The following is a 19,943-nucleotide window of genomic DNA, read 5'->3' on the forward strand; positions in this document are numbered from 1 at the left end:
AGCGCCTGAACTACCGCCCCTGGCCGCGCCAGCGGTGAATGGTTCGGTCGAGGATTTCCGCTTCGCCGCCCGATTCCTTCCACAGTTCAGAGAACATGGGATCGTCGGAGGCGGGGCGTAGCTGCGCCTCCAGATCGTCGAGGCGGACGCGTATCGGTATGTTTACGCCCTCTCCGCAAACGATGCACTCGCGATTCCTGAGCGCGGGGATCGCGTCCATGAAACCGCGCGCGCCCTCCGGCATGGCGTTTCTGACATGATTCTGGTCGCGCTCATTATTGAGACGCATGGAAATGATCGTCCCGCACTGCGACAGCACGCCCTCCGCTAGGTCGGAAGGACGCTGGGTAATGAGGCCCAGGGAGACGCCGTATTTGCGGCCTTCCTTGGCGATGGATTCCAGCACCTTCCTGACCGCATTGGGGGCGGTGGACCGGTCGGACGGGACGTAGCGGTGCGCCTCTTCGCACACCAGCAGGATGGGACGCTGCGCCTCTCGCCGCGCCCAGATCGCATAATCGAACGTCAGGCGGGAAAGGACTGCAACGACGACGGTGACGATGTCGGTGGGAACGCCCGACAGGTCGATGATCGAAATCGGCCGCCCCTCCGCAGGCAGGCGGAAAATCTTCGCCATGAAACTGGCCATGGAATCGGAAACGAGCAGGCCGTTGAACATGAAGGAATAACGCGGGTCGCCCTTCAGCTCCTCGATCTTTGATTTCAGGCGCATATAGGGCGCCGAATCGTTCGCCTTGTCGAGCTTACCCATGCCGGTGGAGATCGCCTGCAACAGGTCGGACAGCAGATAGGGGACGGGCGAATCGACGGTAAGCTTGCCCAGCGACTGCGCCACCCGGCTCTTCGAGCGCGCCTGCAGAATACACTTAGCGAGGATGTCCATGTCCATCTCTCGCTGCGACCCTTCGGTCGTGATGAAGACCTCGCAATGCTCCTCGAAATTCATCAGCCAGTAGGGCAGTTCCAGATTGTCGACGTTGAAGATCTGACCGTTGGAAGAAAACGCCGCCGCATATTCACCATGCGGATCCAGCATGACGATATGCCCCTCTGGATTCTGCTGGATGATGCGGTGCAGAATCAGCGCCGCACCGGTGGATTTGCCGGTGCCGGTAGAGCCAAGCAGCGCAAAGTGCTTGCCCAGCATCGCATCGATATAGAGTGCGCCGCGCACATCCTCCGTCGGATAGACTGTACCGATTTCGATATGGGCGCGCTCGTCAGCCTGAAAGACCGCACCAAGATCCGACCGGCTGACGGTCAGGATGGCGGACCCAGGCATGGGGTAGCGCGTGACGCCCCGGCGGAAACCGGACAGGACACCGTCCATATTCTCCTCGCCCTCGCCCAGGAAATCCACGGCGGCGAGGACCGCACCGTCGCTGGAGGGGTCGATCTTCAGATTGCGGACATTGCCGATCAGCCACAGGCCGCCGACGCGAACCTTTATTTGGCTGCCGACCTGCCCGGACGAGGCGACCGTATTGTCCTTGTCGCCTTTCAGCGCCTGCAGGGCGGCAAGATGGAACCGGCACGTCGCGCTGCCACCATCGATTTCCCGCACCTCGCCAATGGCAACGCCATGGCTGGCCGTATCGGCAGAGGCGAAACCCGCAGGCTCGAACGTCGGTGACGGGGAAAAGCTCTGGTCCATGACGCGGCGGCTCCTGAAAAAAGTTTCAGAAAGCCGCCTACGCCTACAGGGATAAGGAAGGGTTAGCGGCCCCGGGTGTTCCGCCATCCCTGCCCGAATTGTTAGAGCGTCGAGGCATCCATCGGCGTGCCGTTGGCCACCGCGTCGCGGTCGGCGGCGCGTACATCGTCGGGAGATGCGATCAGACCGCGACCCTTCAGATAGCCATCGGGGCCGATCGCCTGGTCGCCGACATATTCCTCAAGAAACGCCTGCAGGCTGGGCTTTGCCGCAAGATGTTCGCCCTTGGCATAGATGTAGAGCGGACGCGCGGCGATATAGCTGCCATTGGCGATATTCTCGTAGGTCGGGTCGACACCGTTCAGTGGCACCGGTTTGATCTGGTCCAGATTTTCCTCAAGATAGGAATAGCCGAAAATACCAACGGCGACCGGGTTCGAAACCAGCTTCTGAACAATCAGATTATCGTTCTCGCCAGATTCCACGAAGGCACCGTCCTCGCGCAGCCGGGTGCAGCGCTCCTTGAACAGATCCTCGTCCTGCTCTTCCAGCGCGGCCACCTCTGGCACTTCTTTGCAGCCGGATGTCATGACCAATTCGTTGAAGGCGTCGCGCGTGCCGGACGTCGGCGGCGGTCCAAGCACCTCTATCCGGCGGTCCGGGAGGCTGGGGTCCACCTGGTTCCAATTGGTGATCTGGTTCGGCGAACCGTCGGGGGCGGTCGCGGCCAGGGCCCGATAGATATTTTCGGCCGTCAGCTGCATGTCATCGCCGTCCCGGCTTTCGGCAAAAGCGATGCCATCCATACCCACCTGAACTTCGATGATCTGATTGACGCCATTACCCTGGCACATTTCGACTTCGCTCGCCTTGATGCGGCGCGACGCGTTGGCGATGTCCGGATAATCCGCGCCGACACCCGCGCAGAACAGCTGCAGCCCGCCGCCAGTCCCGGTGGACTCGACGATCGGCGTCGCGGCACCGGGGTTGGAGTTCTTGAAATTCTCCGCGACCGCCGTCGTGAACGGATAAACCGTGGAGGAACCGACAATGCGCAGCGCAGGCCCGGCAACCGAGGCATCGCCGCCACCCGCTGGCGCACTGGGCGATCCATTGTCACAGGCAGCAAGTGTCAAAAGGGCGGTTGTCGCCGTAAGAGCAGAAAGAAAGGCGCGCATCGATTTATCCTTTTGTTCGTCTGGCCCCGGGCAAGCCGGTTTCCGCCGTCGTTCAGGCGTCATTTGCCCGCGACGTATGACGGTAGCGTGACAATCACATGACGGTTTCGCGCGATCCGCATGACGCCTTCGCATATCCGCCGATTCTATTGACAGGGGCAAGAAGGCGCGCAGAAGCGCGGCAAGACCATGCCGGCACTTCCCATCCTTCTCGCCATTGGCGGTATTGCGGCGCTTTGCCTGATGGATGCGCTGGTAAAGCAGATATCGCTGAGCGAAGCGGTCGTGACGGCGGCCTGGCTGCGCTATCTGTTCGGCACCCTGACGACGATTCCGCTGGTGATCATGCTGAGGCGCCGTCTGCCACCCCGCGCGCGCTGGCCGCGTCATCTGTTCAGGGGCGCCATCATGGCGGTGATGGGCTATTTGTTCTTCTTTGCGATTTCGGCCCTGCCGCTGGCGGAAACGCTGGCCATTACCTTTATTGCCCCTTTGCTGGTCCCGCCTCTTGGCGCCCTGTTCCTGGGCGAACGGATCAGGCTTGGTGCGGCACTGGCGGGACTGGTGGGATTTGTCGGTGTGCTCGTGACGTTGAACGGCGGCGACATGACCACCCCGCAGGCCAGCGAATTGCGCCTGCTGGGGATCGGCGCGGCGCTCGTCTCCGCACTACTTTACGCCGTGCAATCGATCCTGTTGCGCGAAATGGCACAGCGGGACGACCCCCTGACGGTGACGATGCTCAGCACCGCCATTCCCTTCGTCTGCGTCATGCCCTTCGCGCTGGCATTCGCGCCGTTGCCGGCGCCGGCCTCCCTACCGCTGGGCCTGGCAGCCGGGGCGGCGGGGACATGCGGCTTTCTGCTGCTCACCCTCGCCTATGCCAGGGCGGAGGCGCAGTTGCTGATCATCTTTGAATATACCGGCCTGTTCTGGGCCGCCCTCCTCGGCTGGGCCTTGTTTGACGAGGTGCCGCGCCTGCAGATATTCATGGGGGCGGGCATCATCATCGGCGCATGCCTGTTCGCCAGCCTGCACGAGCGGCGCGCGGCTCAGATTCTGCAAAAGAAAAGCGCCGCCTGATGCCTGCCATCCCAGCCATCTCGGGATTTCAACGCACCGATTTCCGCCTGCTGTTCCTGGTGCTGTTCACCGTCGCTGCCGGCAATACGGCGCTGCAATCTGTCCTGCCCGCCATTGGCCGCGAACTGCATATCCCCGACGTGTTCATCGCGGCCATTTTCAGTCTGTCGGCGCTGGCATGGACCATCAGCGCTCCGTTCTGGGCGCGGCAATCGGACCAGCGCGGCCGCAAGAAATTGATCATGCTGGGGATGTGGGGCTATTTCGTGTCCACCCTGCTTTGTGCGCTGGTCATCTTCTTTGGTTTGGAGGGCTGGATCGGGCCTGTGCTGATCGTGTCCCTGTTCGCGCTGTTCCGTGCGCTGTTCGGTCTGTTCGGCAGTGCCAGCAGCCCTGCGGCACAGGCGTATGTCGCGGTGCGTACGACGCCACGGCAACGCACGGCGGCGATTTCCATTCTGGCCAGCGCCTTTGGCCTGGGTACCATCGTCGGCCCTGCGGTCGCCCCGTTCTTCATCTTCCCCGAAGTAGAGCTGTCCGGTCCGCTGTTCATGTTCACGCTCTTCGCGCTGGTGACGCTGTTCCTGGTGTGGCGCTTTCTGCCCCGCGACGATGCGGAGGAGGTCGCCCGCAATGCCGGACGCGGCGCGCACCGGCTCAGCTGGATGGACCCGCGCATTCGGTCCTTCATCCTTTATGGGCTGGTGGTGGGGAATGCGCAGGCGGCGACAGGCCAGACATTGGGTTTCTTCGTCATCGACATGAGCGGGCGCGACCCGGTGGCGGCGCAATATCTGATCGGCGTCGCCATGATGGCGGGTGCGGGCGCAACGCTGCTGGCACAATGGGGCCTGATCGGCATTTTCCGCATGGGTCCGAAACAGCTGACGCGCTGGGGCGCGGGGCTTGCGCTGGCGGGAACGTGCGGCATGGCGTTTTCCACATCCATCCATGCCATCATCGTCAGCTTTGCCCTTGCCATGCTGGGTTACGGCTTTGCCCGGCCCGGCTTTTCGGCGGGCGCCTCTCTTTCCGTGGGGCAGGAGGATCAGGGCGCCGCCGCCGGAACGGTCACGGCCGTGAACGGCGCCAGCTTCATCGTCGCGCCTACCGTGGGCGTCGCCTTGTACCAGTTCCACCAGCCGCTTCCTTATATACTCAGCGCGGTCCTGCTCGCGATCATCCTCGTGTACAGCTTGCGCTCGCGCCTGCTGAGCACCGACCTGGCGGACGAGGGGGAGGTAGCGACGGGGAGGTAGCGACGGGGAGGTAGCGATGGGGGAGGTAGCGATGGAAGACCCCGGCGCACGCACGGATTAACGCAGCGGCAACCTGCATTCCGCTAGACGCGGCAGACGGACCCTGAAGATATCGATGTTGCCCGGGAAGAACTGGAGGCGCGCCTGCAGGCGATGACCGGGCTGACGGACATGCCGGCATTCCAGCGAGAACTGCATTCGCTGAAGGGTATTGCCATGGCCTACGGCCTGCAGGGTTTTGCCGAAGCCGCGCACCTGATCGAAGATCGAATCGCCGAGGGACGCGCGAGCGCAATGCTGGGCGGATTATTGGAATCTTTGGGCCGGGAGCTGGACGGCCCTGCGGCACCGGCCATGTGATCGGCGGCGCGAAGGGCGGCCCCTTCCAGCAAAATGTGCGGCACGTTCCGCCAAAACAGGCTAGAACGCAAATGGACCAGCAGCAGTGGAGGCTATCATATGCGCATCGACGGCCGGGAAAAGGATCTGGGCGATAACTTTCATGTGCGGCGGGTTCTGCCCAGTCCCCGGCGGCGCATGGTGGGGCCGTTCATTTTCTTCGACCATATGGGGCCGGCGACTTTTGCGCCGGGGCAGCGGTTCGATGTTCGCCCGCACCCGCATATCGGCCTGGCCACTGTCACCTATCTGTTCGACGGTGAGATCATGCACCGCGACTCGCTCGGGTCCGAACAGGCGATTCGTCCGGGCGCGGTCAACTGGATGGTCGCCGGGCGGGGCATCGTGCATTCGGAACGCAGCTCTGACGAGACAGAGCGCAGCGGACAGGTGATGGAGGGCATTCAGGCATGGGTCGCCCTGCCCGCCGAACATGAGGAGGATGAGCCGGCATTCACTCATCATCCGGCGGACAGCCTGCCAAGGATCGAATGGCCGAACGCCACCGGGACTCTGATCGCGGGAACAGCCTATGGTGAGACGGCGCCCGTCCGCTATCCGGCGCCGATCTTCTATCTGCACGTGGATGCCAAAGCGGGCGCGGAAATTCCGCTGCCCAGCGGTCACGAGGAGCGCGGCATCTATGTCGCCAAGGGCGAGGTCGAGTTACCGGCTGGCACGTTGAGCCAGGGCACGATGGCCGTAATGGCAGCCGAGGACGAGGCGCCAATCCTTGCCAAGACCGATGCGACGATCATGTTGCTGGGCGGTGCCCATCTGGGCGACCGGCACATTTGGTGGAATCTGGTCTCGTCCCGGCCGGAGCGCATTGCCGAAGCCGCAGACGATTGGCGGGAGGGGCGCTTTCCCCTGGTGCCTGGCGACCTGCATGACCGCATCCCCCTGCCGGAAGACGGCCCGCCGCCACCGGTACAGCCGGGCAGCTAGTCGCTGTCGGCAACGCGCCTGAGGAACGCCTCCCACCGGGGCAGGATATTTTCCGGCGTATAGCGTCCGGCGACGGCGCGACCCGCATGGGCCAGGCGCTGCCGCACATCCTGCGCCTCAGTCGAATAAAGCAGCCGGTTCAGCTGTGCCACCAGACCCGCCGTGGAATAGGGATCGAAATATAGCGCGCCGTCGTCATAGATTTCGCGATGGACCGGTATGTCCGACGCCACCACGACGCCGCCCGAGGCCATTGCCTCCGCCCCCGAATAGTCGAACCCCTCGCCATAGCTGGGACAGATCGTGGCGGCGGCGTGGGCATAGAGGCGGCGCAGATCGTCGGACGGAACCTTGTGCAGCAGAAACGCCTCGCCCCGTTCCAGCCAGGGCGCCAGTTGATCGCGAATATCCTCATTCGCCCAGCCGAGCGTTCCGACGATAACCAGTTTCAATGTCGGATCCGTTTCCGAACGCAGCCTTTCCCACGCCGCGATAAGGCGCAGGTGATTCTTGCGCGGCTCTATCGTCGAAACCATCAGCAGATAGTTCGGTTGCTTTTCCGGCAGGTGGCGGTCGTAGAACCGCGTCTTGTCCGCGGCGCTGCCAAACCGGGGCAGCCATTCTGATTGTTCGTTCAGTCGCGAGCGGATGATGTCCCCAATGCGGACGGGCTTCTCTCCATCCACAGCGAAATAACTGTGCGACACCATGTTGTGGATCGTCACAGCACGCGGTTCGGCATTCGGAAAGGCGCGGATCAGGTCGGCGCGCGTCGTTTCCGACACGCAGCTGAACCAGGCGCCATTATGCACATTGCCCTTCAGCGCATGATAATGCTGTGCCTGGTGCAACGCCTGTTCGGGAATCGTGTGCGGCATGAACAGGGGGATGGCGTCATGATATCGGATCACCAGGCTGGTACCCGGCGACACGCGGCCCGGATAGGGCGTCTGGCCGATCATCACGTCCTGCCCGCGGGTAAGCAGCTGAGGATAGCGTGCGCGGCGGCGATAGGTCAGCGAGCCGAATCCTACCTGATGCAGGGCCCGCCACGGAATTCGGCAAATCAGGTGGTCGCGGCCGGCGAGCGCCTGAAAGTCGGCGGGCGGCAGCGTCTTTGCGAAGAGCGTGCGCCACGTAAAATCCTCGAACGCAGCGGATTCGAAACGGCTGAGCGCGATGCGGTCGGCACCGAAGAGCTGCCGCAGGATCAGGTTCAGGATCGTCAGCCTTTGCCGCAAATAGGCGACGAACCGGGCATTCGCGGGCTCCTTAAGCGGCTTGCCGGTCGAGATCACGACATTGGAATAGCGTTTGAACCGCTCGTCGGTCGTCAGGGGGCGGCCGAACAGGCCGGACCGCTCGACCATGCTGGTCCCCCGAGCGAGAGAGCGGCCGGACATTTGCAGCAAACCCGCCACTTCGATGCCGGGAATGCGATCCAGGCCGCGAAACAACAGGCGAACCTCCTGCGGAATGCCCGCATACCCCTCCAGCGCGGGGCGCATTTCAAGAAGCACGTTGAGTTTTCGCGAATCGGTCATGCGAACAGCCCCACGCCCCCGAAAAGTCTGTCCATTGGGGATTTCATGACAGGCGCGCGACTTTCAGAATTCCCTGACAAGGCCTTGCGCGGCCATGCCGTCTTGTAGGACAGGGGCCGCAATGAATATGAGCCCCCATGATGCGGCCCCTAGCGCGGCGGCGCCCGCCGGTCCATTGTCCGGCCTGCTTGTCATCGATCTTTCACGTGTTCTTGCCGGCCCCTATTGCACGATGGTGCTGGCCGACCTGGGCGCCCGCGTGATCAAGGTGGAACGCCCCGGCAGCGGCGACGATGCGCGCCAGATCGGCCCGTTCCAGGACGGCAAGAGCGCCTATTTCACCTCAATCAATCGCGGCAAGGAGTCCATCGCGCTGGACCTGAAGGCGCCGGAGGACCGCGAAATATTGCTGAAGCTGCTGTCGCGGGCGGACATTCTGGTGGAAAATTATCGCCCAGGGACGATGCAAAAGCTGGGCCTGGAATGGGAAGTGCTGCAGGAACGCTTCCCGCGCCTGATCTATGCCGCGGCCAGCGGTTTTGGCCATACGGGGCCGGATTCGGGCAAGGCGGCCTATGATATGGTGGTGCAGGCGATGGGCGGCATCATGTCTGTCACCGGCCATCCCGGCGGGCCGCCGACGCGGGTTGGCACCAGCATCGGCGACATCACCGCCGGCCTGTTCACAGCTATTGGTATCGTCAGCGCAGTTCACGATCGTGCCCGCACGGGTAAGGGCTGTTTCGTCGACGTCGCAATGCTGGACGGCCAGATCGCCATTCTGGAAAACGCCATCGCGCGCTATGCGGTCAGCGGAGAGGCACCCGGACCGCTGGGCGCGCGGCACCCGTCGATCACGCCGTTCGCTGCCTATGAGTGCCAGGACGCGCATATCGTCATTGCCGCCGGGAATGACGGCCTGTTCCGCGCCATGTGCGGCGCGCTTGGGCTGGACGAGCTGGCGGGGGATGCCCGCTTTGCCAGCAATGAACGGCGTAGCGATCATGCGGAAGAGCTGGCGGCGCTGATGGAGGCCCAATTGGGCAAGCGGCCCGCCGTCCATTGGCTGGCAGAGCTGGAAGCGGCGGGAGTTCCGTGCGGACCGCTGCAGAACGTCGCGCAGGCGCTGGCACATCCGCAGGTAAGGGCGCGCAATATGGCGATCACCACCGCATTCGAGGACGGGACACCGCTGATGGCGGCGGGCAATCCGATAAAAATGAGCGGGTTCGACGACCCCGCCATGCGCGCGAAAGCCCCGGCACTCGACGAACATCGCAGCGCCATTCTGGCAGATTTTGGAATCACATGACCCCTGCACTCGACCTGGACTTCGCAAAGGAACTCGCGGACATCGCGGGGAACATTATTCGTGGCTATTTCCGCGCCGATTTCGATACCGAATCGAAAGGCGACGAATCGCCGGTGACGCAGGCCGATCGAGAGGCGGAGGCGGCCATGCGGGCGCGTATCGAATCCGCCTTTCCCGCAGACGGCATCGTCGGTGAGGAATATGGCACGGTGCGCGCGGATGCCGAACGAATATGGGTGCTGGACCCGATCGACGGCACGGTCAGTTTCATGGCGGGTCGCCCCATATTCGGCACGCTGATCGCGCAGTTGCGGAGCGGCTTTCCGGTACTGGGTGTCATCGATCAACCGATCGCTCGCGAACGCTGGGCCGGTGCGATCGGCGCACCCACGCGCTTCCTGCGCAATGGCGGCAGGGACGAGGATCGCCCTGCCCGCACCCGTCGCTGCCGCGAATTGAAGGATGCGGTGCTGGCGACCACCAGCCCCAATCTGTTCAGCCATGAGGAGGGACATCGTTTCATGGCGCTGGCCGCCCAGACCGCCCATTCGCGCATGGTCTATGGCGGCGACTGCTATAATTACGGGCTATTGGCGTCCGGCCATATTGACCTCGTGGTCGAAAGCGGGCTGAAACTTCACGACTTTGCCGCACTCGTTCCGCTGGTCGAGGGGGCGGGGGGAATGATGTGCGACTGGAACGGCGATCCCCTGACGGCGGATTCCGAGGGGCATGTCATTGCCCTGGGCGACCCCGCCCGCCTGGAGGACGTCTTGGCGGCGCTGCATGGTCATGCCCATGATGACGAACACCATCACGGACACGACCATGACGATTAGCTGGCCGGGCGAATAGCCGCCCGCATCAGGTCAGCGCGGCGCAGGCCCGCTGAATGCGTTCGCAGGCATCCTCAAGCACTTCGGACGACACCGCATAGGAAATGCGGAACGCCGGGCTGAGGCCGAATGCCGCGCCATGGACCACCGCAACGCCTTCCGATTCCAGCAAATAGGTGGCGACATCCTCGTCGGTATCGAGCGTCTTGCCATCCGGCGTGCGCTTGCCGATCAGGCCCGAACAGTCGGGATAGACGTAGAACGCCCCCTCCGGCTTCACGGTCTTCAGCCCGTCGACCTGTCCCAGCATGGACAGCACCAGGTCGCGCCGTTCCTGAAACGCGCGGGCACGGTCGGCGAGGAAGTCCTGCGGCCCCTGCAGCGCGGCGCATGCCGCGGCCTGGGCGATCGCACACGGATTGGTGGTCGACTGCGACTGTAATTTGCGGATCGCGTCGATCAGAGGCTTAGGACCGCCGGCGAAGCCGATGCGCCATCCCGTCATGGAATAGGCCTTTGACGCGCCATTCACCGTCAGGGTCCGGTCCTTCAGATCAGGCGCCTGCTGTACCAGGGAGACGAATTCGAAATCGTCATAGACGATATGTTCGTAAATATCGTCGGCCAGGATCCAGACATGCGGGTGCCGTCGCAGCACCTCCACCAGTCCCGCCACCTCTGCCTTGGTATAGGCAGCACCGGTGGGGTTGGAAGGGGAATTGAACACCAGCCATTTGGTTTTCGGCGTGATCGCCGCCTCCAGCTGTTGCGGCGTCATCTTGAAACCGGCATCGGCGGGGCATTCGACGATCACCGGCGTCGCGCCGCAAAACTGCACGATGTCGGGATAGCTGACCCAATAGGGGGCGGGGACGATCACCTCGTCACCCACGTCCAGCGTTGCCATCATCGCGTTGAAAATGGTGTGCTTGCCGCCGACATTGATGGTGATCTCGCTGCGATCATAATCGATGCCATTGTCGCGCTTGAATTTGGCGCGCACTGCATCCTTCAGTTCGGGCGTGCCATCGGGCGCGGTATATTTCGATTTGCCATCGCGAATCGCCTGGATCGCCGCTTCCTGCGCGAAGTCCGGCACCGGGAAATCGGGCTCCCCCGCCGCCAGGCTGATCACGTTCATTCCCTCGGCCTTCAATTCGGCCGCGCGCGTATTGACGCCCACCGTCGCGGACGGGGCGATACGGTCAATGGCTTTCGACGTGAGGGACATGGGGAAACCTTCTCCTTGCAGAAACATTGCGGCTGCGTTGCGCAGGCGGCTTACGCGCCGTCTTTTTGCGCCGCAACAAGCTTTGCAGGTATCAATCCACGCACGGCATTGCCGACCAGGAACCCATCCTGCAGATCCTCTGCGGTCAAATCCGCTTCCACCGCCTCGTGACGCGCCAGCATCGATTCGCGCAGGACACCCGGCAGCAGGCCGCTCTCCGCCCGCGGCGTCAGGAACTTGCCATCCCTTTCGACGAAAATATTGGTGAAGCTCCCCTCCGTCACCAGGCCGTCGCGGCGTGCGAACAGGACCTCATCGGTGCCGGCCTCGACACGCGCCTGGTCGTAAAAGACCCGGTCGCTGGTCTTGTGGAACAGTCGCCAGTCCGCTTCATCGACCGGCAGGGGGACAATACGTACCGTCATGTCCTGCGCCGCCGGCGGCGGCGGCGAAATGGAAAACGCATGGCTGCCATCGCGCGACAAAGTCAGCTTCACCCGGCGCCGGCGCCGTTCCCGGCCGATCATGATTTGCAGCATATTGCGCAGTTGGTGACGGTTATACTTGAAATCGAAGCGCTCCGCCGAGGCCGCCAGGCGGTCCAGGTGCAGGTCCAGAAAGGCGATGCCGTCCTCTGGATCGAACCGCATGGTTTCGATCAGGTGAAATGCGCGCGCGGGCATATTAAGAAAGCTCGCCTTCGTGAGGGTTTCCCGCCATTCCAGCGTCGCATCGGAATCCGCGACGATGCCGGCACCCACCCCCATGGTCAGACGCCCCTGCCGCAGCTCCGCCGTGCGAATGGCGACATTGAACGCGGCGTCGCCCCCAGGCTCCAGCCAGCCAATCGTACCCGTATAGATCCCGCGCGCCCGCCACTCGACCTCTTCTATCACTTCGCAAGCGCGTATCTTTGGCGCGCCCGTGATGCTGCCGCAAGGAAACATCGAGGTCAGGACGTCAATGGCGTCATGACCGGGGGCCATTTGCGCCTTCACCGTCGTCACCATCTGATGCACGGTTGGATATCGTTCCACCGCAAACGGCGCCTCCACCCGCACCGATCCGGGCGACGCCACACGCGACAAATCGTTGCGAATCAGGTCGGTGATCATCAGATTTTCGGCACGATTCTTCACATCCTCGGCCAGCGCGGACGCTGCCTGCCTGTCTGCCCTTGCCCCCGCCTGGCGCCGTTCCGTGCCCTTCATCGGGCGCGCCGTCAGCATCCCGCCGCTCACCGCGAAAAAAAGCTCGGGAGAGGCGGACAATATCCAGCTGCCATCATTTTGATGGGCCAGTGCGCCGTGCGGCATCCGCTGTGCCCGCCGCAGCCGTGCATAGAGCGACAGCGGATGCCCGCGATAACGCGCCGACACCCCCAGGGTCAGGTTCGCCTGATAAATGTCGCCCGCGTGAATATATTCCAGGATTCGCGCCACCGCGGCGGCATGTTCGGCCTGGGTAACGTGCGGCGACAAGGGGCCGATGTCCACGCCCCGCTGCGCCACCAACGCCTCGACCTCTTGCCAGTCAAGCATGAGCGCGCGTTCATAGACGCCGAAGGAAACCAGGGGTGTTTGAAGCGGCCGCTGCGTCGCCAGCAGGGGTTCGAAGGCGCCTCCCGCCTCGTACGCCATTGCACCCGCGACATGGCGGCCCTGCGCCAGTGCCGCGCGGACGGCGGTTATGGCCGGGACGACGTCATCAACCTCGTAGGCCTCGATACGGGCGACTTCGTCGCGGTAAAGACGCAGCGGCGCAGCGCCGCGCGCATCGTCGAACAGGATGAAGGGTTGGGTGGGGTCGAATGCGGTCACGGGCCAGGGTTTACTGAACGCCTGCCCGCGTTGACAGCCTTCGCCGCCGGCACCATCTCTGTCCCCGATGACCGAACAGACATCCGCACCCTCACCGCTCGCCGCCTGTATCGTGCCGGTGACCCCGCTACAGCAGAACTGCACGCTATTATGGTGCACGCGAACCATGCGCGGCGCCCTGGTCGACCCTGGCGGCGACCTGGACCGGCTGAAGCAGGTCGTGGCGGAAAAAGGCGTTACGCTCGAGAAGCTGCTGGTGACGCATGGCCATCTGGACCATTGCGGCATGACGAAGGTGCTGGCGGAGGAACTGGATCTGCCGATCGAGGGACCCCACCCCGACGACGCCTTCTGGATCGACCAGGCAGAGGAACAGGGCGCGCGATTCGGCATGACGGGCACGAAGTCGTTCACCCCGGAACGCTGGTTGCATGAGGGCGACCAGGTGACGGTGGGCGACCTGACCCTGGATGTCATTCACTGCCCCGGTCATACGCCGGGCCATGTCGTTTTCCACCATGCGCCATCGAAGCTGCTGATCGTGGGCGACGTGCTGTTTCAGAATTCCATCGGTCGAACCGATTTTCCGAAAAGCAATCATCAGGACCTGATCGACGCGATCACGCAGAAGCTTTGGAAGCTGCCTGACGAAACCGCATTCGTTCCCGGACACGGACCGATGTCGACGCTGGGGCAGGAAAAGAAGACGAATCCCTTTGTCGGCGCCTATGGCTGAACCCGACCCATTCCACCAGGCATCGGCCCATACCGTCACGAGTCGGCTTGCAAAGCGGACAAGGGGCGCTATATCGCGCCGCTTGCATCGGGTCTTCCGCTCGCGCGCCCTGTCGTGCGTCCGCAATGATCCCGAATCGAGACAATCAGTTACAGGAACAGGTGCCCCATGGCCGTCCCGAAAAGAAAAACCTCGCCTGCCCGTCGCGACAAGCGCCGTTCGCACCACGCGCTGCAGGCCGCGAACTACCAGGAATGCACGAACTGCGGCGAGCTGAAGCTGCCGCATCATGTCTGCATTTCCTGCGGCCATTATAAGGGTATGGAAATCCTCGAAGTCGGCCTTTGAGCCGACCGACCGGATTCTTGCCTCGCACCCCCACGACGCCTTGTAACGGGTCGCCATTTCTGGCGTATCGCAGCTTATGACCGTAGCCCCCATCATCGCGCTCGACATCATGGGCGGCGACGAAGGGGCATCGGTAACGGTGGCCGCCGCTGCGCTTGCCCGCATGCGCTATCCCGAGACGCGCTTTCGCCTTTATGGCGACGAAGCGGTGATCGAGGATGCGCTTAGAAAATATCCCGCCCTGAAGGCTGAATCGCAGATCATCCACACCGACGTTCGGGTGCTGGGCACCGACAAGCCCAGCCAGGTGCTGAGGTCTGCACGCAAATCCTCCATCGGGCTCGCGGTCGGCGCGGTAAAGGCGGGCGAAGCGCACGCAGCCGTATCCGCCGGCAATACCGGCGCCTTGATGGCCCTTGCGAAAATCGGGCTGAAAACCATGCCCGGCATCGACCGGCCCGCGCTCGCCGCCCTGTTGCCGACGATGAAATCCGACGTCGTCATGCTGGATCTCGGCGCCAATGCCGAGTGCGATGACGAAAATCTCAGCCAGTTTGCCGTCATGGGCGCCTGTTTCGCGCGCATCGTGCTGGGTATCGACACGCCCTCCGTCGCGATTCTGAACATTGGTGAGGAAGACCTGAAGGGTACGGACGACCACAAGGATGCGGCCGAGGCACTTCGCAGCGCCAAGCTGGACTTCACCTTCGCCGGCTTCATCGAGGGCGACAAGATCGGCCGGGGCGAGGTCGATGTCATCGTCTCCGATGGTTTTTCCGGCAATATCGCACTGAAAAGTATCGAAGGAACCGCGAGGCTGGTGGTGGAACTGCTGCGTCGCGCCTTTCGCGCCAATTTCTGGTCCATTCTGGGCTTCGTGATGTCGAAGCGCGTGCTGTCCAGCCTGCGCGCTCACCTGGACCCCAATGCCCATAATGGCGCCGTTTTTCTGGGCCTGAACGGCGTCGTGGTGAAATCGCACGGCAGCGCCAATGTAGAGGGCTTCGCCAACGCCATCGGTGTCGCCCACGATCTAGTCGCGGACGGCATCCAAGAGCGCATCGCCACCGACCTTGCCCGCTTTCAGGCGCAACGGCACGCCCCCGCAGCAGAACAACAGGCAGCCGAATGACAGATGACGCGACACAGTCCATCAGGCGCGCCCGCATTGTCGGCACGGGCACCTATCTGCCCGCCAATATCCTTAGCAATGCGGCGCTGGCCCAGCAGGTGGACACCAGCGATGAATGGATCGTTGAGCGCACCGGCATTCGCCAACGGCATATCGCCGCTGAGGGGGAGTTCACGTCGGACCTCGCCACCGCCGCGGCCAAGGAGGCGCTGGCCGCGGCCGGAATTGCCGCCAGCGATATCGACCTGATCATCGTCGCGACCGCGACACCCGATCAGACCTTTCCCGCCACCGCGACGACCGTGCAGCAGAAACTGGGCGCCGGCGATTGCGCCGCCTTCGACGTGCAAGCCGTCTGTTCAGGCTTCTTGTACGGACTGTCCGTCGTCGATGCGATGATCCGCGCCGGCGGCCATGAAAAGGCGCTGCTGATCGGGGCGGAGACCTTTAGCCGGATTCTGGACTGGGAGGATCGCGGAACCTGCGTCCTGTTCGGCGATGGCGCCGGCGCCGCCGTGATCACGGCGGAAACCGGAACCAAGGGCGTCCTGTCGACAAAGCTGCATGCCGACGGCAATCATAAGAGCCTGTTATATGTCGACGGCGGCCCCTCCTCTACCGGGACGGTCGGAAAGCTGCGCATGTCCGGCAAGGAAGTGTTCCGGCACGCCGTAAAGAATCTGGCCAGTGTGGTGTCGGAGGCGCTGAACCTGGCCGGGCTCGACGAATCGCAGATCGACTGGATCATCCCGCATCAGGCGAACCTCCGCATCCTGGAGGCGACGGCCAGGAAGCTGGGCCTGTCCATGGAGGATGTCATCGTTACCGTCGACCGGCATGCGAACACCTCTGCCGCCTCTGTCCCCCTCGCCCTGGACGCCGGTGTACGCGACGGACGCATCAAGGATGGCGATCTTTTGCTGCTGGAGGCGATGGGCGGCGGCTTTACTTGGGGAGCGGCGGCGGTACGCTGGTAATGTGCTTTCGCTGACCGCGCATTTTTGATAGATGTAGGTTAATCTGAGAAAGGGAGCCGCAAAGGCCATGTCCGACACAAATACCCTGACCCGCGCCGAACTGGGCGACGATGTGCATGATCAGATCGGGCTGTCGCGGTCCGAATCCGTGCAACTGGTGGAAACGGTACTCGATTCCGTATCGAGCGCGCTGGTACGCGGCGAGAACGTCAAGATCTCGTCCTTTGGCAGCTTCGTCCTGCGCGACAAGAATCGCCGCATGGGGCGCAACCCAAAGACAGGCGAAGAGGTTCCCATCGAACCGCGCCGCGTGCTGACCTTCCGCCCCAGCCAGATCATGCGCGACCGCATCAACGGCAAATAATGGGCAAGAGCGCCTCAGCCTTCCGTACGATCAGCGAGGTTTCCGACGAGGTCGGCGTGCCTCAGCACGTACTGAGGTTCTGGGAAACCAAGTTCAAGGAAGTCAGCCCGCTGAAACGCGGCGGTGGCCGCCGCTATTACCGGCCAGAGGACGTGGATCTGATCCGCGCCGTCAATCGGCTGCTTTATTCTCATGGCTATACGATAAAGGGCGTCCAGAAGCTGCTGCGGGAGCAGGGCGTCAAGGCAGTCACGTCGGGCGAAACCGCTGCGCCGCCGCCCGTCGCCACACCGCATTCCGAGGGCGGCCCCAGCATGGACGCCGCCTTCCTGCGTGACCTGAGATCGATACGCGACCGTCTGTCCGGTGCGCTCCAGTCCGCACAAATATCCTGAACTTCCGGATGCCGATGGCGGGGGATGCTCTCGACATTCGCCGTATCCATCCCGATGTTGCAGGTGATGACGCGTCCTTCACCAATCGATCCCTCTTCGCTGATGGCAGACGTGGCCAGAGGCGACGATGGCGCCTTTAGGGCACTGACCGAGCTTTTGTACGGTCCCGCGATCGGGACCGCGATGAAAGTGCTGGGCAGCCGCGCAGAGGCGGAGGACGCGGTACAGACCGCGCTGGTGAAGCTGTGGAAAACGGCGGAACGCTTCGACCCCGAACGGGCCAAAGTCTCCACCTGGTTCCGGCGGATCGTCGTCAATTGCTGCATCGATCGGAAACGGGCGCTGAAGCCCGTCGAAGATATTGATGATGTCCGGGATGCCGCCAGCGAGGAGGCAGGCCCGGAGGAGGCCACGGGCGATCTGATGCGCGACCGCCGTATCAATGCCGAGGTCATGAAACTCCCCGCGCGCCAGCGGGCGGCGATCACGCTGTTTTATGGCGACGGGGCGACGATGAACGAGATTGCCGAGGCGCTAGAAACGACACCCAAGGCGATCGAAGGATTGCTCGCACGGGCGCGGGCGGATTTGGCCCAGCGGTTGGCGCCGTTGAAAGAGGAGTTGGAGGCATGACAGGCCCCACGGAACTGAACATGGACCGCGACGGCGTCGACGCGTTGCTGACGCGCTGGGCGACAACCGATCGCGATCCCGCCATCGAACCTGGCGCGGCAATGGCCGCCGCCGACCGCGCCATGGCGACCGCCCGCATCGAGGCGATGGCACCGCCTGCAAATGACCGCCGCTGGATGCCGCCTGCCCTGTTCGGCGGGGGTATCGCTGCCGCGATCGCGGGCGTTATGTTCGTCAGCAGCGGTGGCGGCCCCGTCGGTGCCCCCGCGCCCGCCGGATCCGTGCCCCAGGCGGCTACGGCAGAAATCGCCGCGACGGAAGCGCCGCCCGCCGCCTTTACCGCGCCCGCGCCGGTGGCGGAGATCGCCCCGGTGGAACTGGCGTCGACCGAGCCCGCCGAAGTGCCTGAGCCCGACCGCCCCGCCCCGGAGGCGCCGCCCGTTGCTCTCGCCTCCGCCGACGAACCTGCCCCCGGCGATGCACCGTTTGGCGCCCCGCGCCGCCTGGCCGCAGGGGCGCAATTGGCCACGGCAGGGATGGAGGAATTTGATTTCACCGAAGCCAATGACGACCTGTTCATGGCCGGCTATGTCTTCACGCCGCGGCCGGAAGAGGAGGACCTGCCATGAGAACGCGCGGTACCATCCTGGCAGCCGCGATGGTGATCGGGCTGGCGTCCGGTACGGCCGCGCAGCAGCCGTTCGGTGGCCTGAGCGCGGAGGGGCGCGCCACTTTGGCGGCCGCCATGGCGAAGGAAGAAATTCCCGGTCATGACGAGGAGGTCCGGGCGGCCCGCACGAAGATACTTTCTCTGCTGGCAGCAGACGAACTGGACCTGGATGCCATAGAGGATGCGCAAAAGGCGGAACGACAGCTCGTGATGCAGGATTATGCCCGCGCGGCCGCGCGCATGCGCGCGGCCTATGCCGACCTTTCTGTCGCCGACAGAAAGGCCTTTGCCACCATGATGGCGATGCGGGAGCGGCGGATGCAGCAGCGCATGAAACTGGCAAAAGACCGGATGGAGCGTTTCGACCGCATGATGACGCAGCATCAGGAAGATTTGCGGCGCCTGCGCGACGGGCGCGGTCCTGCGCAGCAAGTGTCTGACTAAGGCCGCAGCAGCCCCTGTGACCGGTACCATGCCGCTGTTCGTGCAATCCCTTCGCGGGGTCGCACATGCGGTTGCCAGATACCCAGATCCGCTAGCGGTGCCACATCTGCGGTCCAGTCCGGATGAGCGATATAGCGCGCCCGATCAAGGCTGAGCGTCGGCAAATCGTCCGACAGGCGTGCGCGCAGAGTATCAAGTGCAGCGCCCACGGTCAGGGCAGCCGTCGGCAATCTTACTTTTCGGGGCACCCGACCCACGGCTTCGCCGATCAGATCCGCCATTTCCCCATGACCGAGACCGCCGCTACCGTCGTCGATTTCGAATGACTGACCAACACCAGTCGTCACCGTTGCGAGCGCCAGCAGGGACGCCGCAAGATCGGTGACATAAATCAGCGAAAACCGGCCCTTGCCGGGCAGTAACGCCCATCCCCTGCGTGCAAGGCGATAAAGATCGAGCATGGCCATGTCGCCGGGACCGTACACCGCCGGCGGAAGCACAATCGTCCACGCGCGGGAGGATTGCTGCACAAGCTGATCTGCCCGCGCCTTCGACGCGCCATAAAGCGAAAGGTCCGGCTCTCTGGCCGACAGGGACGAAACCTGAATGAAACGGGCGACACCGGCACGCTCCGCCGCCGCCAGCACGGCGCGGGTGCCGCCAACATTCCCCGTGTGAAACCCCGCATGGTCGGGCGCATTGACGACGCCCGCGACGTGAATGATCGCCGCCGCGCCCGCACACAGGTCCAGCAGCGCGGCATCCGCGCTCAGATCACCCGGGATCCATGTGACGCCCTGACGTTCCGGCTGTGCGCGGCGCGTAAGGGCGCGGACCTGATGACCCCCGGCAAGCGCCAGGTCGACAAGGTGCGCGCCGACGAAACCGGTCCCGCCCGTTATCGCGATTTTCACGATCTGCGCCCGGAGCGGCGAAACGATACAGCCCTCATCGGCGCG

At 63.6% G+C, this 19,943-nt stretch carries 21 protein-coding genes; 15 read left to right on the top strand and 6 right to left on the bottom strand.

Annotated elements, in window-relative coordinates; translation table 11 throughout:
• Positions 1-10 precede the first annotated feature (10 nt).
• Complete coding sequence (locus ACSMXM_RS12330; protein ID WP_460316554.1) at positions 11-1,675, bottom strand: ATP-binding protein; 1,665 nt, start codon at positions 1,673-1,675, stop codon at positions 11-13.
• Between the two features lie 101 nt (positions 1,676-1,776).
• A complete protein-coding gene (locus ACSMXM_RS12335; protein WP_460316556.1) occupies positions 1,777-2,853 on the bottom strand; it encodes a substrate-binding domain-containing protein in 1,077 nt (358 codons plus the stop codon).
• Between the two features lie 189 nt (positions 2,854-3,042).
• On the opposite strand from ACSMXM_RS12335, the gene ACSMXM_RS12340 reads away from it, so the two are divergent.
• The 4 genes from ACSMXM_RS12340 (at position 3,043) to ACSMXM_RS12355 (ending at position 6,542) form a co-directional block, all read left to right on the top strand.
• Positions 3,043-3,936 (top strand): DMT family transporter, encoded by an 894-nt coding sequence (locus tag ACSMXM_RS12340; RefSeq protein WP_460316558.1) that lies wholly within the window; start codon positions 3,043-3,045, stop codon positions 3,934-3,936.
• Positions 3,936-5,195 carry an MFS transporter gene (locus tag ACSMXM_RS12345; protein WP_460316561.1) on the top strand — a complete coding sequence of 420 codons (1,260 nt, stop codon included), beginning with the start codon at positions 3,936-3,938 and terminating at the stop codon, positions 5,193-5,195. Before ACSMXM_RS12340 ends, ACSMXM_RS12345 begins: the two co-directional genes overlap by 1 nt.
• 132 nt (positions 5,196-5,327) lie before the next feature.
• Complete coding sequence (locus ACSMXM_RS12350; protein WP_460317593.1) at positions 5,328-5,555, top strand: Hpt domain-containing protein; 228 nt, start codon at positions 5,328-5,330, stop codon at positions 5,553-5,555.
• A gap of 99 nt (positions 5,556-5,654) precedes the next feature.
• Positions 5,655-6,542 (top strand): pirin family protein, encoded by an 888-nt coding sequence (locus ACSMXM_RS12355; protein WP_460316563.1) that lies wholly within the window; start codon positions 5,655-5,657, stop codon positions 6,540-6,542.
• Here the strand turns inward: ACSMXM_RS12355 and ACSMXM_RS12360 are convergent.
• Positions 6,539-8,086, bottom strand: a complete 1,548-nt coding sequence (locus ACSMXM_RS12360) for a glycosyltransferase family 4 protein (RefSeq protein ID WP_460316564.1) — start codon at positions 8,084-8,086, stop codon at positions 6,539-6,541. The genes ACSMXM_RS12355 and ACSMXM_RS12360 overlap by 4 nt on opposite strands.
• Before the next feature lie 127 nt (positions 8,087-8,213).
• Between ACSMXM_RS12360 and ACSMXM_RS12365 the strand changes: the two genes are divergently transcribed.
• Both ACSMXM_RS12365 and hisN read left to right on the top strand, forming a co-directional pair.
• Positions 8,214-9,398, top strand: coding sequence for a CaiB/BaiF CoA transferase family protein (locus ACSMXM_RS12365; protein WP_460316566.1), 1,185 nt, complete (start codon positions 8,214-8,216; stop codon positions 9,396-9,398).
• Positions 9,395-10,237, top strand: a complete 843-nt coding sequence (gene hisN / locus ACSMXM_RS12370) for a histidinol-phosphatase (protein WP_460316568.1) — start codon at positions 9,395-9,397, stop codon at positions 10,235-10,237. The genes ACSMXM_RS12365 and hisN overlap by 4 nt, the downstream gene beginning before the upstream one ends.
• A 25-nt stretch (positions 10,238-10,262) precedes the next feature.
• Here hisN and ACSMXM_RS12375 read toward each other — a convergent pair whose 3' ends face one another.
• Together ACSMXM_RS12375 and pabB are read right to left on the bottom strand one after the other, a co-directional pair.
• The gene (locus tag ACSMXM_RS12375; RefSeq protein ID WP_460316570.1) at positions 10,263-11,465 is read right to left on the bottom strand and encodes a pyridoxal phosphate-dependent aminotransferase; all 1,203 of its coding nucleotides are present in this window, start codon (positions 11,463-11,465) and stop codon (positions 10,263-10,265) included.
• Between the two features lie 50 nt (positions 11,466-11,515).
• On the bottom strand, positions 11,516-13,285 hold the full coding sequence (gene pabB / locus ACSMXM_RS12380; protein WP_460316571.1) for an aminodeoxychorismate synthase component I: 1,770 nt from the start codon (positions 13,283-13,285) through the stop codon (positions 11,516-11,518).
• Between the two features lie 67 nt (positions 13,286-13,352).
• Between pabB and ACSMXM_RS12385 the strand changes: the two genes are divergently transcribed.
• The 9 genes from ACSMXM_RS12385 to ACSMXM_RS12425 all read left to right on the top strand — a co-directional run bounded on the left by ACSMXM_RS12385 (position 13,353) and on the right by ACSMXM_RS12425 (position 18,984).
• Entirely contained in the window at positions 13,353-14,021 is a 669-nt protein-coding gene (locus ACSMXM_RS12385) for an MBL fold metallo-hydrolase (RefSeq protein ID WP_460316572.1), read from the top strand.
• Between the two features lie 168 nt (positions 14,022-14,189).
• Positions 14,190-14,369, top strand: coding sequence for a 50S ribosomal protein L32 (gene rpmF, locus ACSMXM_RS12390; RefSeq protein ID WP_460316573.1), 180 nt, complete (start codon positions 14,190-14,192; stop codon positions 14,367-14,369).
• A 76-nt stretch (positions 14,370-14,445) separates the two neighbouring features.
• Positions 14,446-15,501: a phosphate acyltransferase PlsX gene (plsX, locus tag ACSMXM_RS12395; RefSeq protein WP_460316574.1), complete on the top strand. Its 1,056-nt coding sequence runs from the start codon at positions 14,446-14,448 to the stop codon at positions 15,499-15,501.
• Complete coding sequence (locus ACSMXM_RS12400) at positions 15,498-16,478, top strand: beta-ketoacyl-ACP synthase III (RefSeq protein ID WP_460316575.1); 981 nt, start codon at positions 15,498-15,500, stop codon at positions 16,476-16,478. Before plsX ends, ACSMXM_RS12400 begins: the two co-directional genes overlap by 4 nt.
• A 67-nt stretch (positions 16,479-16,545) precedes the next feature.
• The gene (locus ACSMXM_RS12405) at positions 16,546-16,842 is read left to right on the top strand and encodes an integration host factor subunit alpha (protein ID WP_460316576.1); all 297 of its coding nucleotides are present in this window, start codon (positions 16,546-16,548) and stop codon (positions 16,840-16,842) included.
• Positions 16,842-17,237: a MerR family transcriptional regulator gene (locus ACSMXM_RS12410; protein ID WP_460316578.1), complete on the top strand. Its 396-nt coding sequence runs from the start codon at positions 16,842-16,844 to the stop codon at positions 17,235-17,237. Before ACSMXM_RS12405 ends, ACSMXM_RS12410 begins: the two co-directional genes overlap by 1 nt.
• Positions 17,238-17,339: 102 nt before the next feature.
• Positions 17,340-17,870, top strand: coding sequence for an RNA polymerase sigma factor (locus ACSMXM_RS12415; RefSeq protein ID WP_460316580.1), 531 nt, complete (start codon positions 17,340-17,342; stop codon positions 17,868-17,870).
• Entirely contained in the window at positions 17,867-18,499 is a 633-nt protein-coding gene (locus tag ACSMXM_RS12420) for a hypothetical protein (protein ID WP_460316582.1), read from the top strand. Before ACSMXM_RS12415 ends, ACSMXM_RS12420 begins: the two co-directional genes overlap by 4 nt.
• A complete protein-coding gene (locus ACSMXM_RS12425; RefSeq protein WP_460316584.1) occupies positions 18,496-18,984 on the top strand; it encodes a hypothetical protein in 489 nt (162 codons plus the stop codon). Before ACSMXM_RS12420 ends, ACSMXM_RS12425 begins: the two co-directional genes overlap by 4 nt.
• Here the strand turns inward: ACSMXM_RS12425 and ACSMXM_RS12430 are convergent.
• Positions 18,981-19,901 (bottom strand): NAD-dependent epimerase/dehydratase family protein, encoded by a 921-nt coding sequence (locus tag ACSMXM_RS12430; protein WP_460317594.1) that lies wholly within the window; start codon positions 19,899-19,901, stop codon positions 18,981-18,983. The two genes, ACSMXM_RS12425 and ACSMXM_RS12430, sit on opposite strands and share 4 nt — an antisense overlap.
• Between the last annotated feature and the right edge of the window lie 42 nt (positions 19,902-19,943).

The sequence above is a fragment of the Pacificimonas sp. ICDLI1SI03 genome, from assembly GCF_054740865.1.

Bases quoted from the DNA above. Each gene is read 5' to 3' on its own strand.
- ACSMXM_RS12330 (WP_460316554.1), bottom strand. From the start codon at position 1,675: ATGGACCAGAGCTTTTCCCCGTCACCGACGTTCGAGCCTGCGGGTTTC.
- ACSMXM_RS12335 (WP_460316556.1), bottom strand. From the start codon at position 2,853: ATGCGCGCCTTTCTTTCTGCTCTTACGGCGACAACCGCCCTTTTGACA.
- ACSMXM_RS12340 (WP_460316558.1), top strand. From the start codon at position 3,043: ATGCCGGCACTTCCCATCCTTCTCGCCATTGGCGGTATTGCGGCGCTT.
- ACSMXM_RS12345 (WP_460316561.1), top strand. From the start codon at position 3,936: ATGCCTGCCATCCCAGCCATCTCGGGATTTCAACGCACCGATTTCCGC.
- ACSMXM_RS12355 (WP_460316563.1), top strand. From the start codon at position 5,655: ATGCGCATCGACGGCCGGGAAAAGGATCTGGGCGATAACTTTCATGTG.
- ACSMXM_RS12360 (WP_460316564.1), bottom strand. From the start codon at position 8,086: ATGACCGATTCGCGAAAACTCAACGTGCTTCTTGAAATGCGCCCCGCG.
- ACSMXM_RS12365 (WP_460316566.1), top strand. From the start codon at position 8,214: ATGAGCCCCCATGATGCGGCCCCTAGCGCGGCGGCGCCCGCCGGTCCA.
- hisN (WP_460316568.1), top strand. From the start codon at position 9,395: ATGACCCCTGCACTCGACCTGGACTTCGCAAAGGAACTCGCGGACATC.
- ACSMXM_RS12375 (WP_460316570.1), bottom strand. From the start codon at position 11,465: ATGTCCCTCACGTCGAAAGCCATTGACCGTATCGCCCCGTCCGCGACG.
- ACSMXM_RS12385 (WP_460316572.1), top strand. From the start codon at position 13,353: ATGACCGAACAGACATCCGCACCCTCACCGCTCGCCGCCTGTATCGTG.
- rpmF (WP_460316573.1), top strand. From the start codon at position 14,190: ATGGCCGTCCCGAAAAGAAAAACCTCGCCTGCCCGTCGCGACAAGCGC.
- plsX (WP_460316574.1), top strand. From the start codon at position 14,446: ATGACCGTAGCCCCCATCATCGCGCTCGACATCATGGGCGGCGACGAA.
- ACSMXM_RS12400 (WP_460316575.1), top strand. From the start codon at position 15,498: ATGACAGATGACGCGACACAGTCCATCAGGCGCGCCCGCATTGTCGGC.
- ACSMXM_RS12405 (WP_460316576.1), top strand. From the start codon at position 16,546: ATGTCCGACACAAATACCCTGACCCGCGCCGAACTGGGCGACGATGTG.
- ACSMXM_RS12410 (WP_460316578.1), top strand. From the start codon at position 16,842: ATGGGCAAGAGCGCCTCAGCCTTCCGTACGATCAGCGAGGTTTCCGAC.
- ACSMXM_RS12415 (WP_460316580.1), top strand. From the start codon at position 17,340: ATGGCAGACGTGGCCAGAGGCGACGATGGCGCCTTTAGGGCACTGACC.
- ACSMXM_RS12420 (WP_460316582.1), top strand. From the start codon at position 17,867: ATGACAGGCCCCACGGAACTGAACATGGACCGCGACGGCGTCGACGCG.
- ACSMXM_RS12425 (WP_460316584.1), top strand. From the start codon at position 18,496: ATGAGAACGCGCGGTACCATCCTGGCAGCCGCGATGGTGATCGGGCTG.